This window comes from Nocardia heshunensis, from assembly GCF_054782115.1.
In genome coordinates this window covers 847,681-863,298 of sequence record NZ_BAAGTC010000004.1, presented here as the reverse complement: position 1 = coordinate 863,298, position 15,618 = coordinate 847,681, and the positions used below count along the sequence as shown (strand labels likewise).

Genomic DNA, 15,618 nt, shown 5'->3' with positions numbered 1-15,618 from the left:
GTCCCCTTCCTCATCGAACGGTCCCGCCAGCGTAGTCGGCGCAAACGACCGGGGAAGGGGTCTCGTGCGACGGCCTAGTGCCCGGCCCGGATGATCGCCTCGATATTGCGTTCGGCCACAGCGGTAATGGTGAGCGACGGGTTCACCGTCGCCGTGCTGCCCGGGATGCCCGCGCCGTCCATCACGTACAGGCCCGGGTGGCCCACCACGCGGCCGTAGCCGTCGGTGGCCCGGCCCAGCACCGCGCCGCCGAGCGGGTGCGCGGTGAAGAAGCCTTGCGCGTCATAGGCGATCGGCGAGTAGTCGACCACCGAGCCGCCCGCCTGGGCCACCTTGTGATCCACCGCGCGGCACGCGGCCACCACCGCGTCCTGCGCCGCCCGCGGCCAGCTCAGGCCGACACCGTTGCTGCCGCGGTCGTAGCCGAAGCGGGCGCGGGTCGGATCCAGCACGATGCCCAGCGAGGCGATCGCACCGACATCCACCGGAATGCCCGGCACATACCAGCTTTCGAGGTGCAGCGGCATGCCCGAGTCGTCGAAGATGCGACTGGCACTGGGCACGCCGCCACCGGTGGTGGACAGCGAGCTGATGCTGCGGGCCAGCACCACATCGCCGTTGGTGCCCCAGCCGTCGCCGACATGCTCGTTGAGATTGGGCAGCGCGCCGGTGGCCTGCGCGCGCACCAGCAGTTCGGAGGTGCCGACCGAGCCCGCGCCCAGGAACAGCCGATCGCAGGTGAGGGTGCGGGTGCGCAGCACCTGACCGGCCGGGGACAGCTTGCTCACCGCGACCACGTACTTGCCGGAGCCGTCCTGGCCGATGGTGTCGACCCGGTGGCCCGGGAAGATGGCCGAGCGACCGGTGCCCTCCGCGTAGCGCAGATAGTTCTGATTCAGATCGAACTTGGCGCCGTTGGAGTTTCCGAGATTGCTGCGCGACGCCGTCGCCGACGCGCGGCTGCCGCCCGAGAGTTCGGAGCGGACCACATCCCAGTTGAAGATCGAATCATTGGCCTGCGGTTCGTATCCCGCGGCCCGCACCTGCTGATCCCACACTCGGGAATGGGTGAAGGGTGCGGAGTCGTACACGTCCTGCGGCATGGTGGACAGCCGCAGCATCTGCCGGACCCGCGGGTAGTAGACCGAATCGAGTTCGTCATAGTTCACGACGCCACCGAAGACCTGGTCGAACAGGTTTCGCGGCGGCGCGACCATGGCGCCGGTGAACACGATCGACCCGCCGCCGACCGCCGCGGCGCGCCACACGTCGATGCCGGGGTACTGGGTGACATCCAGCACGCCACCGAAATCGCCGCACGGCATGGGGACCTTGTTGACACCGGTGAAGCTGGTGCGATGCCAGAATCCGCGCCCGTCGGGCAGATCGTCGCCGGTGAAGATCTCGCGCCAGGGATCGTTGGGCCAGCGCGAACCACGCTCGAGCACCGTGTTCTGCACGCCCGCCTCGGCCAGCCGCAGCGCGGTGACCGCGGCGCCGAAACCGGAGCCGATGACGATGGCCTCGCTGTGTTCCGGCGGATCCGGTAGTGGCGCGAAGATTTCCGGAACCCACGCCTGGAACAGCGCGTTCCACAACGGATCGGCGGATGCGGTTCCGGCGCCGCGGTAGGCGGCACCCGTTCCGACACCCGCCAGCAGAGCCGCCATCCCGGCAGCCTTGAGCACGGCGCGTCTACGCAACCGGCCACCTCCCTCATCACCATGGCCGCGCGCGAGATTACCGGTCAGCCGACCGGGCCTCAACACCTTCGTCCAGAAGAGACGCCCGGATATGCACGACCGCTATTTCTTGTTCAGGCCCGCAGCCGCTCCCGGCGGAGCTGATCGACCTCCGGGAGATCCAGGGGCGCAAGGGAATCCACGCCCAGGGCGCGGCAGAGCAGGTAGTCGGCGAGCTCAGGATTGCGGGCCAGAGCCGGGCCGTGCATGTAGGTGCCGAGCACCGAACCCTGGATGACGCCCTCGAGGCCGTCGCCGACACCGTTGCCGACACCCTTGGTGACGCGTCCCAGCGGCTTGGCGTCGCCGCCGAGCTTGGTTCCGCCACGGTGGTTTTCGAAGCCGGTGAGAGCCGCGGAGAGGCCGGGAATCAACGGCTGGGTGGCGACCTCGCCGATGGCTCGCTTGTCCTGCGGGGAGGTGGTGACGTCGAAAAGGCCGACGCCGTCGACCCGTTCGCCCGAGGAGGTCTCGTACCAGTGGCCGAGCACCTGAATGGCCGCGCAGATGGCCAGCACCGGAGCACCGCGCTCGGCGGCCTCCTGCAGGCCCGGGTAGCGCTGCAGGTGGCGGGTGGCCAGCCGCTGCGCCGAGTCCTCGGCGCCGCCGAGGGTGTAGACGTCCAGGGAGTTGGGAACCGGCTCGGTGAGCGGGATTTCGATGATCTCGGCGTCGTAGCCGCGCATGCGGGCACGCTGCCGCAGCACCACGGCATTGCCGCCGTCGCCGTAGGTGCCCATCACGTCGGGCAGCACCAGGCCGATGCGGACGGTGGAGTCACTCATGCCTTGGTCCCCGTCTCCAGATCGCGGTTCAGGTCGCGGAACGCGGTGTAGTTGGCCAGTACCTCCACCCGCCCCGGCGGGCAGGAGGCGATGGCGCGCAAGGGATCCGCGACGGTGATGTGCTCGACGCCGGCGTAGGTCAGGCGCACCGCGAGATCGGTGGCGCGCTCACCGGCGGCCACCACCTGGGTGCCCTCGAAGTGCTCGAAGCGCACATCCCACAGCCAGGACAGGTCCTCGCCGTCGGGCACCTGGCCGTTGACCGCGATCACCAGACCCGTTGCGGCCGGGTCGATCATGGACAGCGCTTCCTGCCAGCCCGCCGGATTCTTGGCCAGCAGCATGCGGGTATTGCGGCCGTCCACATCGATGCTGCGGTAGCGGCCCGCGATCTCGCGCACGGTGCCGGTGGCTTCGGCGGCCTTGACCGGGTCGGCGCCCAGCGCGACGGCGGCGGCCACGGCCTGCGCCGCGTTGCCGCGATTGGCGCGCCCCGGAAGGGCAAGGGAGAGCGGGATTTCCAGGCCGTCCGGCCCGTGCAGCCCCTGCTCGTCGACCCGCCACTGCGGTTCGGGGCGCTTGAAATCCGCACCCGTGCTGTACCAGTGCTCGCCCTCCCACACGATGGGTTCGCCGCTGCGCGGGCAGCTGGTGGCGTCCACCGACCAGCCGCTCCCGGCCGACACCCACACCACGTTCGGGTGGTCGTAGGCGATGGAGGTGACCAGCACGTCGTCGCAGTTGGCGATCAGCACGGCCGCGGGATGCCGGGCCATGCCCTCGCGCAGGCGGCGCTCGATCATATTGATCTCGCCGACCCGGTCGAGCTGGTCGCGGGAAAGGTTCAGCAGCACCACGACCGAGGGGTTGAGCGCGTCGGCCACGTGCGGCAGATGCAGCTCGTCCACCTCGATGGCCGCCAGCGGCGCGGTGCGGTGCGCGGTCAGCGCGGCCACGATGCCCGCGTCCATGTTCGCGCCGTCGGCCTGGGTGGCGACCCGGCCGAGCGTCTGTAGCGCGGCGGTGGTCATGCGGGTGGTGGTCGACTTGCCGTTGGTGCCGGTGACCAGCACCGTGCGCTTGCCGCGACCCAGCTGCGTCATCAGCGAGGGATCGATCTTCAGCGCGATCAGCCCGCCGATCATGGAGCCGTTGCCGCGCCCGGCCCGTCGCGACGCCCACGACGCGGCCGTCGCCGCCCGCAACGCCAGCTGTCCCCGCATCGAAATGTCTGCCACGCCGCGAGTTTATTGGGATGGCGCGGTAGTGGGCGCGGCGGGCAGGGTGACGCTGACCGCAGTCAGCTCTTGTAGAGCAGCGCCTGGTACTGGTTGGTGTAGTAGTCCTCGAGCTGTTCGACGGATTCCGCGGTGGCCGGCTGCAACTCCTTGACCAGGCGGGCCTGGGTCGGGAAATCGAATTCGGCCCATTTCTCCGGCTTCCACAGGTCGCTGCGCAGCATGGCCTTGGCGCAGTGGAAGAAGATCTGCTCGATCTCGATCTCGATGGCCAGGATCGGGCGATGACCCTTGACCACCATGTCGTCGAAGTACGGTGCGTCGCTCAGCAGCCGGGCGCGGCCGTTGACGCGCAGCGTCTCCCCGCGGGTGGGGATCAGGAACAGCACGCCCACATGCGGATTGGACAGGATGTTGAGATAGCCGTCGGCGCGGCGGTTGCCGGGGCGTTCGGGAATCACGATGGTGCGGTCGTCGAGCACCTTCACGAAACCGGCCGGGTCGCCCTTCGGCGAGGCGTCACAGTTCCCGTCGGCGTCACTGGTGGACAGCACGATGAACGGGGAGTTGGCGATCCACTGTTTGTCGCGCGCGTGCAGCGCGACGCGCTCCTTGCTGACGGCCCGCGGGCCGGGCTCGCCGAGGAGTTCACGCAGCTGGGCCGGGTCGCTGATCTCGCTCATGCCTCGATTCAACGCGCCCGGCACCCGTGCGCACCAGCGATTTTGCGGCGGTGTGAGGAATTCCCTAGGCGTCGAACATATTCGGCTGCCCGGCCGAATACCGGGCGATGTCGAGTTGCCGGAACGGTTCCAGCACCTCCGCGCGGTAGAGCGTGAACAGTTTGCAGCGGGCGGCATCCGAACCGGTCACATCCAGCAGCTTGTTCACGGCCGTGCGGGCGGCCTCGGAGGCGCCCTCCATGGTGGCCAGGTCCACGTTCGTGCGCACGTAATCGCCTGCCAGATACAGGTTCTGGAGGGTGTCGACGTGCGATTCCGGGCGCAGCGCCCAGGAACCCGCGGTGTTGATCAGCAAGGGGTCGGCATTGGTGTTGCGCTTCTGCTCGGCATCCCAGGCGATCCCGGTGTCCAGGAACCAGGAGTGCAAATCGTCGTCGCGCAGCAGGTCGGAGCGATCGTTGAGGTGCACCTTCAACTGCGCCCACACCTCCCGCGCGATCTCGTCGTGGGTGCACTCCTTGGCCGTCTTGCCGTAGAGCATGCCCGGGGTGTTCCAGTCGGAGATGTCGACCGACAGGCAGTCCTGCACGGTGCCGTCGCCCAGGCCGCTGAACGGGGTGCGATTCCAGAACTGGCCCTGCGAAATGGAAGTCAGCGACCATGGCGAATCCACGTAGGCGACGTGGCCGCGCGCGATATCGCTGGTCCGGCGCAGGAAGAACTGGATGCCGGTCATCCAGTCCACCGTCAATTGGTTCATGCCCGCCAAATCCGGTCGCAGCGCCAGGATTTCGGGCGTCCACAGTGTCCGGGCCACCTCCACCGGCATCGCGCTCACGAAGTGATCGGCGGTGACCGTCTGGGCCGCTCCCGCCGAATCCACCACCCGCGCACCGGAAATCCGCGCCCCGTCCAGCTCCAGACCCTGTACCTCGGCGTTGACGAAGGTGACGCCGAGATCCCGCAGCCGGTTCACCCAGGGATCGATCCAGGCCTCGTTGGTGGCCCCGTTCAACAGCCGGTCCAGCGCACCGTCATTGCCGACCTCGAGCGGATTGCCCAGGAACTGCTCGCCCATGGTGCCGATGGTCAGCGTGCTGGCCTTGTCCTCCCGCGCGGCCACCAACAGCGTGGTGAGCGTGCGCGAGAGCAGCATGCGGAATTCGTTGGAGCGCTCGCCCGCTCCCACGTAGTCGCGCCAGGAGACCTGATCCCAGTGCCCGTAGCGGCGGGCGTCGCAGCTGGTGTTGAAGACGAGCAGCCGGTTCGCGAAGTAGGTGGCGTCGGCGGTGCCCATCCGGGTCGAGGTGGCGATGGCCGAGCCGACCGTCTCGCGGAAGTCGTCCGGGGTGGCCCAGGGTTTCCCGAACCGGCCCATCGGAATGATCGTGCTGTCCGCGTCCTTGCGCGCGAACCGCGCCTCGGCGGCCGCGACCAGGTTGTCCCACACACCATTGGCATTGCCCGCGAACGGGATTCGCCGCATGGTGTCGGGGATGTGGCGGTAGAAGCCGGGGAAGAAGCGGAATCCGTGCTCACCCCAGAGCTCGGGCCTACCGTCTTTGCCGGTGCCCGGCACCGCGATGCTGCGCGCCTTACCGCCCAGGGCGCGGCGCTCGTAGACGGTCACCTCGAAGCCGCGTTCGGCCAGTTCGTGCGCCGCGGTCAGCCCGGCGACGCCCCCGCCCAGCACCGCCACCCGACGTCCGGTATCGGCCCTGGCACTGGTGGGCCGGGCGGCCCCCGCCGCCACCGCGCCCATCGCTCCGGCCGCCACCGCTCCACGCAGCACAGTCCGCCGCGTGACGGACAAACGCTGTCCTGCCATACCCGTTACCTCCCACGCCTGGTCCGCATCCTAGGGAGCTGTCGCAGACAGATGGTCGGTTGGGGTGGAAATTCTCATGCCGAAGGCCCGGATTCCTGCCGGAATCCGGGCAAACAGGACGGTCGGCTAGACCTCGGCGAGATTCGGGTCGAATTCCGCCCGGCGTGTCGGCTCGGCGGGTCGACTGGGCTCGGCTGGCAGGACGGGCTCAGCAGCCCGGCGGCGACCCGCCGAGGTGGCGGTGAAGGCCCCCGCGATGACGATCACGGCCCCGGCGAGAGACAGTGCCGATGGGGTCTCACCCAGGAACGCCCACGAGGCGGCGATCCCCACCACCGGCACCGCCAGCGACAGCGGGGCGACCGTGCCCGCCGGGTAGCGGCTCATCAGATACGTCCACAGACCCGAACCGGCGATGGTGCCCAGCAGCACGATGTAGGCCAGCGCGGCGAGCGCGGGCAGGCCGCTGCCGGAGACGGACCCGACCAGATCGTTCCAGCCCGTGGTCGGCCCCTCGGTCAGCACCGACAGCGTGAACATCGGGATGGGCGGCACCACGGCCATCCACAGCGTCAGGTGCAACGGGTTGAGGTCCTCGGATTCCGCTGCGGCCAACCGTGATCCGATATTGCCGAAGGCCCAGCCCAGACCGCCCGCCAGGGTGAGCAGCAAGGGCAGCAGCGCCGCGTGGTGCGAGCGATCCCAGCCGATCACGCCCATCCCGACCAGGGCGACCGCCAGGCCCAGCAGCTGGATCCCGCGCAGCCGCTCACGCAGCAGGATCGCACCCAGCAGCACCGTGAACGGCGCCGAGGACTGCAACACCAGCGAGGACAGGCCGGTCGGCATCCCGGCCCGCATGGCCGTGAACAGGAACGCGAACTGCAGAATCCCGAACCCGACCCCGTAGAGCAGCAGCCACTTCACCGGCACCTTGGGCCGCGGTACGAAGATCAGCACCGGAATCGCGATCACCGCGAACCGCAGCCCCGCGAAGAAGAACGGCGGGAAGTGCTCCAGCCCGATATGAATGGCCAGAAAGTTCAGCCCCCACAGCACCACCACGGCGAGGCCGAACAGTCGATCACGATTGGTCATGCCGAAATTCTTGCGTCGGCTAATAGGTAAGAACAATCGAATAATTCTGTAACAACTATGTAGTAAGACTTAACTGTGCCCCAGCCAGACCCGCCCCGCTCGGTCCCGCCCCCACGCCGCGTCGCCCGCGCCACCCCCGCGTCGGCGCAGCCTATCGACGGTTCCGGAACCACCCCGGCCAGGGGCGGCACGCCCGCGGCGGAGCCCGTCCCCGCGCCGACCGAAGCCACCCCCGACGCGGCGGTCCCGGCCAGGGCGCAGAACGCCCCGGCTCGTGCGAGACGCGTGAGTTCGACCGACTCGAACCGGGGCGACGCGGCGTGGGGGCGGGACCGCGCGGACGGGCCGCTCATGTCGCTCGAAAGACTGCGCGTGCTGCGGGAATTGGCGGATCGCGGGACGGTTGCCGCGGTGGCGGAGGCGTTGTCGATGACGCCGTCGGCGGTGTCACAGCAACTCAAGGTGCTGGCCAAGGAGGCCGGGGTCGCGCTGCTGGAACCGGATGGCCGCCGGGTGCGGCTGACCGATGCCGGGCGCGCATTGGTCGTGCGCGCCGACGAGGTGCTCGAGGCGATGGAACGCGCGGTCACGGAGATGGCCGAGTATCGCGGATCACCACGCGGGCAGGTCCGGGTGGCGCTGTTTCCATCCGGGGCCACCCTGCTACTGCCGCAGGTGCTCGCCGAGTTGGCGGGCAGTGGCGTCGAGGTGGTGGCGGCCGACGAGGACGTGGTGCCGGGTGAGGTGCCGCGTTTGCTGGCCGATTACGACGTGGTTCTCACCCACCGCGACGAGCGCGCGCCCGCACTCGGCGGACCCCGCGTGGACACCCGGGTGCTCATGCGCGAACCCATCGATGTGGTGGTCGCCCCGGACCACCGGCTGGCCAAGCAGGGCGCGGTGGTGCCCGCCGAGCTCGCCGACGAGACCTGGATCAGCGTCCGCACCGGTTTCCCGGTCGACGACGTGCTGCGCTCGATCGCCACCGTCACCGGCGTCCAGCCCCGAATCGCCCAGCGCCTCAACGAATTCGCCGTCATCGAGTCCCTGGTCGCCACCGGTTACGCCGTCGCCCTCATGCCCCGCTACGCCGTCCGCCACCCGGATCTGGTCATGCTGCGCTTGGCGGGAGTCCGGGCGGCCCGCGTCTACGATCTGGCCACCCGCCCACATGCACACAAGCGCCCCGCGGTCGCCATGGTCATCGCCGCCTTCCAGGCCGCCGCCCGGCGTGCAACGAATAGCTGAACACTCGGATCAACGGTTGACTTGGAGTGCACTCCAAGTCCTAGCGTGGGCGCTATGAGCATTCGACTCGGGTATCAGATGCCGAACTTCAGCTACGGGGTCGCGCCGCGGGACTTGTTCCCGGCGGTGGTGGCGCAGGCGCGCGAGGCCGAGGCGGCGGGCTTCGATGCGGCCTTCGTGATGGACCACTTCTACCAGTTGCCGTTGCTGGGCGCGCCCGAGGAGCCGATGCTCGAGGCGTACAGCGCACTGTCCGGGCTGGCCGCCTCGACCGAGCGGATCCAGTTGTCCGCCTTGGTGACCGGCAATACCTACCGCAACCCGGCGCTCACCGCGAAGACGGTCACCACGCTGGACGTGGTGAGCCGCGGCCGCGCGGTGCTGGGCATCGGGGCGGGCTGGTTCGAGCTCGAGCACAAGGCCTACGGCTACGACTTCGGCACCTTCACCGAGCGTTTCGAGAAGCTGGAGGAGGCGCTCGAGATCATCACGCCGATGCTGCGCGGGCAGCACTCCACCTTCGAGGGCAAGTGGTATCGCACCCAGGACGCCATGAACGAGCCGCGGGTGCGCGACGACCTGCCGATCCTGCTCGGCGGCGGCGGTGAGAAGAAGACCTTCGGCCTGGCGGCGCGCTTCGCCGACCACCTCAACATCATCTGCAATGCCTCCGAGCTCCCCCGCAAGCTCGAGGCCCTCAACGCCCGGCTGGACGAGGTGGGCCGCGACCCGAAGACCCTGGAGACCAGCTTCCTGGCCTTCGTCATCGTCGACGAGGACGGCGATCGCGCCCGCAAGACCCAGGCCGACATGCTGGCCCGCATCGGCATCACCGACCTGTCCAGCCTCCCGGCCGCGGCGCTGCGCAATACGCCCGCCGACCGGCAGTTCGTCGGCACCCCGGACGAGGTCGCCGAGCAGATCCAGTCCCGCGTGCTCGATCACGGCATCGACGGCATCATCGTCAATATGGTCACCAACGGCCACGAGGAGGGCTCGGTCGAGCTCGCCGGTCGCGCGCTGTCCCCGCTGGTCAAGGGCTGAGCCCAGCCCCGTCATTCCGGCGTGTAGTTGGCCGGAATCCACACGGGCAGTGTGGATCCCGGCCAAAAGCACGCCGGGATGACGGGCTACTGCTGCGGCTGGAAGCCACCCTGCTGCGGCGGGTAACCGCCCTGCTGGGGCGGCTGCTGCTGCGGGTAGCCCTGCGGCGGGAAGCCTTGCGCGGCAGCGTGATAACCGAAGTCGTCGGCCACCATGGCGGCCAGCTCCAGCAGTGCGCGCCGGGTCGGCTTGCCGACCAGTTCCAGGTCGATCTCCGCGCCCTCGGCCAGGTGATCGTCGAACGGCACCACCTGCACCGCGCGGGTGCGATCCAGGAACAGCTTGCGCAGCTGATCCAGGTCGACCGTGGACGAGCCCTTGCGAGAAGCGTTGACCACCACCACGGTTCGCTCCACCAGCTTGTGGTAGCCGTGGTGGTCGAGCCAGTCCAGCGTCGCCGAGGCGCTGCGCGCGCCGTCGATGGCCGGGGAGGTGACCAGCACCAGCGAGCTCGCCATATCCAGCACGCCGGACATGGCCGAGTGCATCAGGCCGGTGCCGCAGTCGGTGAGGATGATGTTGTAGAACTGCTGCAGGATGCCGATGGCCTTGCGGTAGTCGGCTTCGGAGAACGCCTCCGAGACCGCCGGATCCTGTTCGGAAGCAAGCACTTCCAGGCGACTCGGGGCCTGCGAGGTGTGCGCCCGCACGTCCGAGTACCGGCTGATGTGCCCGTCCTCCAACAGGTTTCGCACCGTGGAGCGGGTCTGCCGGGGTACCCGGTGCGCCAACGTCCCGAGGTCCGGGTTGGCGTCGATGGCGATCACCCGGTCACCGCGCAGCGAGGCAAAGGTGGAGCCGAGACCGACCGTGGTGGTGGTCTTTCCGACGCCGCCCTTGAGCGACAGGATGGCGATCCGGTAGTCCCCGCGCACCGGCTGATTCACCCGGTCCACCAGCTGCCGGTACACCACATCGGCGGCCGACTCGCCCGGATTGATGGAACCGCCGGACGCCTTGTGCACGGCGCGACGCCAGCCGCTGCGCGGCGCGCGCTTGGCCCGCTTGAGCAGGTTCAGATCATTGACCGAATGTCCCGGCGGCAGCTGCTGGCCGAAGCCCGGCTGCTGCCCGAACCCGCCCTGCTGCTGCGGCGGAAAGCCTTGCTGCTGCGGAAAACCCTGCTGCGGCTGCGGATTCCAGCCGGGCTGGAAGCCGACCTGCGGCTGCTGCTGTTCCTGCGGCGGCGCGGCGGGCGGCGGCGACCAGCTGTAGATCGGCCCGCCGGGCTGATCATTGGCGGGCGCGAACTGTCCCGGCTGCCCGGGGCCACCGAAATGTCCCGGCTCCATGGGGTTTTGGCCGTCGACCGGCGCGCCGTTCTCGGCGAACACGCGCCGGACCATGCCGTCGCTGCCGATCTCCTGACGGATCTCGCCGTAGGGGGTGTGATCCACCACCTCGCCCATGGGCGCCCCCGGCGGCGGAAAGCCGTTCGGGGCACCGGGATTCGGCGGCGGCGCGAACTGTCCGGCATCCGGCGGCGCGAAACCGCCGGGCCCCGGGAAGCCGGGTCCGCCGTACGGTCCGGGACCGCCCGGCGCGAAGGGGTTGACGCCGTCCGGCCCACCCGGGAACGGGCCGGGCGCGGCGAACGGGTTGTGCCCGCCGGGCGCCGCGAACGGATTGGGTCCCGTGCCCGGCCCACCGGCCAGGTGCACGGTCTGGTCGATCGAATCCGGTACCGGCGGGAAGAACCCGGCCGCCTGGTCCTCGGAGTCGTTCGCGCCCTTGACCTCGGCGTGCCCGTCCGCCTGCGCCGCGTCCTGCTCGGCCTCGACGTCGGCCACCTTCACGGGGTCGTCGGCGTCCCCCGCGCCCTTGACAGGCTTCGAGGTCGAATTCTGATCGTTCGTAGTCACGTGTCCCCCATCTGCTCGACAGCTCGAACAGAGAGCTCGGCGGCGCTATTGCGTCCCAACGCTAGCATTTCCGAGCCCTCCGGACGCGGTGAGCCCGCCTCGACGAAGTCGAGACGGGCTCTCCTACCTGCGGTTTCATTCAGGCCTTGCGAGCAGCGCGGTTGACCGCGGAGACAACCGCGCGCAGCGAAGCGGTGGTGATCGAGGTGGCGATGCCGACACCCCACGTCACCTGGTCGCCGATCGCGACCTCGACATACGCCGCGGCCTGGGCATCATCGCCCGAGGACATGGCGTGCTCGCTGTAGTCCAGCACCCGCACGTCGTAGTCGATGGTGGCCAGCGCATCGACGAAGGCGGCCAGCGGGCCGTTGCCCTCACCGGAGATGCCCTGCTCGACACCGTTCACCTTGACCACGGCCTCGATGTGGTCGACGCCGCCGTCGATCTCCGAGGCGGTGACCTTCTGGCGCATGCGCTCCAGCGGCAGGATCGGGGTCAGGTACTCCTCGGAGAAGACGTCCCACATCTCCTTCGGGGTGACCTCGCCGCCCTCGCCGTCGGTGATCTTCTGCACGGCCTGCGAGAACTCGATCTGCAGGCGGCGCGGCAGCACCAGCCCGTGATCGGTCTTCATGATGTAGGCCACGCCGCCCTTGCCGGACTGCGAATTCACCCGGATGACAGCCTCGTACGTGCGGCCGACGTCCTTCGGGTCGATGGGCAGGTACGGGACCTCCCACACGATGTCGTCGACATCCGCGCCCTGCGCGTCGGCGGCGGCCTTCATGGCGTCCAGACCCTTGTTGATGGCGTCCTGGTGCGAGCCGGAGAACGCCGTGTACACCAGGTCACCGCCGTAGGGGTGGCGCTCGGCGACGGGCAGCTGGTTGCAGTACTCGACCGTGCGGCGGATCTCGTCGATGTTGGAGAAGTCGATCTGCGGGTCGATGCCGCGGGAGAACATGTTCATGCCCAGCGTGACCAGGCAGACATTGCCGGTGCGCTCGCCGTTGCCGAACAGGCAGCCCTCGATGCGGTCCGCGCCGGCCTGGTAGCCCAGTTCCGCGGCGGCCACGGCGGTGCCGCGGTCGTTGTGCGGGTGCAGCGACAGCACGATGGAGTCGCGTCGCGCCAGGTTGCGGTGCATCCACTCGATGGAGTCGGCGTAGACGTTGGGCGTCGCCATCTCCACGGTCGCGGGCAGGTTGATGATCAGCGGCTTCTGCGGCGTGGGCTGAATGATCTCGGAGACCGCATCGCACACCTCGCGGGCGTAGTCCAGCTCGGTGCCGGTGTAGGACTCCGGGCTGTACTCGTAGCGCCAGTTGGTGTCCGGGTAGCGCTTCTCGACCTCCAGGCACAGCGTGGCGGCGTCGGTGGCGATCTTCTTGACGGCGTCGCGGTCGGCGCGGAAGACGACCTTGCGCTGCAGGATCGAGGTCGAGTTGTAGAAGTGCACGATCACATTGGTCGCGCCGGCGCAGGCCTCGAAGGTGCGCTCGATCAGCTCGGCCCGCGACTGGGTCAGCACCTGGATGGTGACGTCGTGCGGGATCGCGCCGTCCTCGATGATTTCGCGGACGAAGTCGAAGTCGGTCTGCGAGGCGGACGGGAAGCCGACCTCGATCTCCTTGTAGCCCATCCGCACCAGCAGGTCGAACATGCGGCGCTTGCGGGCGGGGCTCATCGGGTCGATCAGCGCCTGGTTGCCGTCGCGCAGGTCCACGGCACACCAGCCGGGGGCGACATCGATGATCTTGTCCGGCCAGGTGCGGTCGGTCAGCGTGACCGGCTCGACCTCTTCGGCGAACGGGCGGTACCGGAACACCGGCATCGACGAGTTCTTCTGCGTGTTCCAGGCGGGCTGGTCGGCGGGCGCGGGCTTGGACGGCGCGGTGATGGTGCGCGTACCGGATACGAAAGCGTCAGCGGGTGACATGGCGATTTATCTCCGAGGGTGTGGCTGGATCCCAGGTGTGGGGTAGACCGGCACGGCAAAGCCCCGCGACGGGAAGCCGGTCCGTATCAGAACCCGTCGCGGCGGCCGAGGAGAAGAGCCCGCTGCATGATGATCGAAAGTTTACAGGGCCGAAATAGCAGCCCGGAAGGTGGGGAGGCGGGAGCCACAGTCCGAGTGTGTCACCCATGCCCGGCGGCCGCGCAGAGTTCGTGAATGAAGCGCATTTTGTCCAGTACCGGATCGGCCAGCACGAAGGGATACGGATCCCGGTGGCCCATGGCCCGATTCATCATATTGAGGGCCCAGGCCAGCGGCAGCCACAGTTCGACGAGGCGATCGAAGGCGGCGTCGCCGATCGGGGGACGCTCCAGGGTGGCGCCGGCCGGGGCGAATCCGAAGGCGGCCGCGGTGTCGAGGGTGTCGCGCATGTGCAGGTAGTGGGCGAAGGTCTCGGCCCAGTCCTCGGCGGGGTGCATGGTGGCGTAGGAGGAGACGTGGGTGTTCTCCCAGCCGGGCGGCGCGCCCTGGGCGTAATGGCGGTCGAGGGCCTGCTGGTAGTCGGCGAAGGGGTCGCCGAACAGGTCGCGGTAGCGGTCCAGGGCGGGATCGGTGACGAGGACCCCGAAGTAGTAGTGGCCGATCTCGTGGCGGAAGTGGCCGAGCAGGGTGCGGTAGGGCTCGGCCATCTCCAGGCGCAGGCGTTCGCGGTGCAGGTCGTCGCCCTCGGCCAGGTCGAGGGTGATGACGCCGGAGTCGTGACCGGTCATGACGGCGTCCTCGGCGCTGGAGAGCAGGTCGAAGGCCAGGCCCCGGTCCGGGTCGGACATCCGGTCGGTGAGCGGCAGGCCGAGCTCCGTCAGTTCGAAGACGAGTCGGCGCTTGGCGGCCTCGGCGTCGCCGAAGGCGCTGAGCCACTTGTCATCCGAGTCGGCCGGGCGGCGGCGGGTGAGGCGGCAGGATGCGCAGAGCTCGTGTTCGGCGCCCTCCGGCGGGGCCGGGACCAACCAGTTGCATTGCGCCGGGTACTGATTCGCGCACATAGCCTGTTCGGCCGGATCGACGAGCAGCAAAGCCCTTGCGGCCAGGCTGAATCCGATCTCGCCGCCGCAGCCGAGGCAGACGGTGTTCTCGAAGGCCAGTTGCTGGCCACAACGGGGGCAGGCGAAATCGCGCATGATCAGACCTCTACCGGGGCAACGTCCACGGAGACCGCGATGGTGGATTTCTTGGCGTCGGTGTAGATGATGCCGCGCAGCGGCGGCACGTCGGCGTAGTCGCGGCCCCAGCCGACGGTGACGTAGCGATCGTCGACGAACTGATTGTTGGTGGGGTCGAAGCCGATCCAGTGGCCGGGCTCGCCGTCGGCGCCGTGGCCGCCGGGCAACCAGACGGCGGCCCAGGCGTGGGTGGCGTCCGCGCCGACCATGCGTTCCTTGCCGGGCGGCGGGTCGGTGGCGAGGTAACCGGAGACATAGCGGGCGGCCAGGCCGCGGGAGCGCAGGCAGGCGAGGGCGAGGCGGGCGAAATCCTGGCAGACGCCGCGGCGGTCGGCGAAGACGTCGGCGACGCGGGTGCTGACGGTGGTGGACCCGGATTCGTAGGTGAAGTCGGTATTGATGCGCGCGGTCAGTTCCTTGACCGCCTCCAGCAGGGGACGGCCGGGCGTGAAGGTTTCGGCGGCGTAGTCGGCGACCTCGGGAATGATCTCCGGCGGCGTCAGATCCAGGGCGAATTCGACTGCGAGCGGGCCGTTCTCGCTGGTGGGCCGGGCCTGTTCCCAGGCGGGCTGATCGGCGGGGGCGGCCGGTGGCGCGATCTCGACGAGGGATTCACCGGTCACCTCCAGGCGGCGGTGTTCGGCGGTGACGTGGAAGTAGAGGGTGGTGTTGCCGTACACGTCGATGCCCACCGAGCGGTCCGAGGGCACCGGGTCGACGCGGATGTCGTGGGTGAGCAGCCGCTGTCCCGGGAACTCGCGCGGCGTGAGATACGCACGGCCGTAAGAGCTGTTGACCACATCCGAGTACACGTAGACGGTGCGGTGCAGCACCCGGAGCCGACGCATGA

General features: G+C 69.1%; 12 protein-coding genes. 2 read left to right on the top strand and 10 right to left on the bottom strand.

Annotated elements, in window-relative coordinates; genetic code table 11:
- Positions 1-74 precede the first annotated feature (74 nt).
- The 6 genes from ACYVN4_RS16525 to ACYVN4_RS16500 all read right to left on the bottom strand — a co-directional run bounded on the left by ACYVN4_RS16525 (position 75) and on the right by ACYVN4_RS16500 (position 7,374).
- Entirely contained in the window at positions 75-1,703 is a 1,629-nt protein-coding gene (locus ACYVN4_RS16525) for a GMC oxidoreductase (protein WP_460721925.1), read from the bottom strand.
- A gap of 113 nt (positions 1,704-1,816) precedes the next feature.
- Positions 1,817-2,527, bottom strand: coding sequence for a type 1 glutamine amidotransferase (locus tag ACYVN4_RS16520; RefSeq protein WP_460721923.1), 711 nt, complete (start codon positions 2,525-2,527; stop codon positions 1,817-1,819).
- Positions 2,524-3,750 (bottom strand): MurT ligase domain-containing protein, encoded by a 1,227-nt coding sequence (locus ACYVN4_RS16515; RefSeq protein WP_460722714.1) that lies wholly within the window; start codon positions 3,748-3,750, stop codon positions 2,524-2,526. Before ACYVN4_RS16515 ends, ACYVN4_RS16520 begins: the two co-directional genes overlap by 4 nt.
- A gap of 77 nt (positions 3,751-3,827) precedes the next feature.
- Entirely contained in the window at positions 3,828-4,448 is a 621-nt protein-coding gene (locus ACYVN4_RS16510; protein WP_460721921.1) for a pyridoxamine 5'-phosphate oxidase family protein, read from the bottom strand.
- A gap of 64 nt (positions 4,449-4,512) precedes the next feature.
- On the bottom strand, positions 4,513-6,276 hold the full coding sequence (locus tag ACYVN4_RS16505; RefSeq protein ID WP_460721919.1) for a hydroxysqualene dehydroxylase: 1,764 nt from the start codon (positions 6,274-6,276) through the stop codon (positions 4,513-4,515).
- A 126-nt stretch (positions 6,277-6,402) separates the two neighbouring features.
- Entirely contained in the window at positions 6,403-7,374 is a 972-nt protein-coding gene (locus ACYVN4_RS16500) for an EamA family transporter (protein WP_460721917.1), read from the bottom strand.
- A 351-nt stretch (positions 7,375-7,725) separates the two neighbouring features.
- Here ACYVN4_RS16500 and ACYVN4_RS16495 point away from each other — a divergent pair, with 351 nt between their 5' ends.
- Positions 7,726-8,622 carry a LysR family transcriptional regulator gene (locus ACYVN4_RS16495; RefSeq protein WP_460722712.1) on the top strand — a complete coding sequence of 299 codons (897 nt, stop codon included), beginning with the start codon at positions 7,726-7,728 and terminating at the stop codon, positions 8,620-8,622.
- Positions 8,623-8,676: 54 nt separating this feature from the next.
- Positions 8,677-9,666 (top strand): LLM class F420-dependent oxidoreductase, encoded by a 990-nt coding sequence (locus tag ACYVN4_RS16490; protein WP_460721915.1) that lies wholly within the window; start codon positions 8,677-8,679, stop codon positions 9,664-9,666.
- An 86-nt stretch (positions 9,667-9,752) separates the two neighbouring features.
- On the opposite strand, the gene ACYVN4_RS16485 is transcribed toward ACYVN4_RS16490, so the two are convergent.
- From ACYVN4_RS16485 to ACYVN4_RS16470, 4 genes are all read right to left on the bottom strand, one after another.
- On the bottom strand, positions 9,753-11,588 hold the full coding sequence (locus ACYVN4_RS16485; protein WP_460721913.1) for a MinD/ParA family ATP-binding protein: 1,836 nt from the start codon (positions 11,586-11,588) through the stop codon (positions 9,753-9,755).
- A gap of 139 nt (positions 11,589-11,727) precedes the next feature.
- A complete protein-coding gene (gene leuA / locus ACYVN4_RS16480) occupies positions 11,728-13,530 on the bottom strand; it encodes a 2-isopropylmalate synthase (protein ID WP_460721911.1) in 1,803 nt (600 codons plus the stop codon).
- Between the two features lie 200 nt (positions 13,531-13,730).
- On the bottom strand, positions 13,731-14,726 hold the full coding sequence (locus ACYVN4_RS16475) for a zinc-binding metallopeptidase family protein (RefSeq protein ID WP_460721909.1): 996 nt from the start codon (positions 14,724-14,726) through the stop codon (positions 13,731-13,733).
- Positions 14,727-14,728: 2 nt separating this feature from the next.
- Positions 14,729-15,616 (bottom strand): transglutaminase family protein, encoded by an 888-nt coding sequence (locus ACYVN4_RS16470; RefSeq protein WP_460721907.1) that lies wholly within the window; start codon positions 15,614-15,616, stop codon positions 14,729-14,731.
- Between the last annotated feature and the right edge of the window lie 2 nt (positions 15,617-15,618).

What these genes read in the sequence shown, in the direction of transcription:
- ACYVN4_RS16520 (WP_460721923.1), bottom strand. Translation starts at nt 2,527, where the DNA reads ATGAGTGACTCCACCGTCCGCATCGGCCTGGTGCTGCCCGACGTGATG.
- ACYVN4_RS16515 (WP_460722714.1), bottom strand. Translation starts at nt 3,750, where the DNA reads ATGCGGGGACAGCTGGCGTTGCGGGCGGCGACGGCCGCGTCGTGGGCG.
- ACYVN4_RS16510 (WP_460721921.1), bottom strand. Translation starts at nt 4,448, where the DNA reads ATGAGCGAGATCAGCGACCCGGCCCAGCTGCGTGAACTCCTCGGCGAG.
- ACYVN4_RS16505 (WP_460721919.1), bottom strand. Translation starts at nt 6,276, where the DNA reads ATGGCAGGACAGCGTTTGTCCGTCACGCGGCGGACTGTGCTGCGTGGA.
- ACYVN4_RS16500 (WP_460721917.1), bottom strand. Translation starts at nt 7,374, where the DNA reads ATGACCAATCGTGATCGACTGTTCGGCCTCGCCGTGGTGGTGCTGTGG.
- ACYVN4_RS16495 (WP_460722712.1), top strand. Translation starts at nt 7,726, where the DNA reads ATGTCGCTCGAAAGACTGCGCGTGCTGCGGGAATTGGCGGATCGCGGG.
- ACYVN4_RS16490 (WP_460721915.1), top strand. Translation starts at nt 8,677, where the DNA reads ATGAGCATTCGACTCGGGTATCAGATGCCGAACTTCAGCTACGGGGTC.
- leuA (WP_460721911.1), bottom strand. Translation starts at nt 13,530, where the DNA reads ATGTCACCCGCTGACGCTTTCGTATCCGGTACGCGCACCATCACCGCG.
- ACYVN4_RS16475 (WP_460721909.1), bottom strand. Translation starts at nt 14,726, where the DNA reads ATGCGCGATTTCGCCTGCCCCCGTTGTGGCCAGCAACTGGCCTTCGAG.
- ACYVN4_RS16470 (WP_460721907.1), bottom strand. Translation starts at nt 15,616, where the DNA reads ATGCGTCGGCTCCGGGTGCTGCACCGCACCGTCTACGTGTACTCGGAT.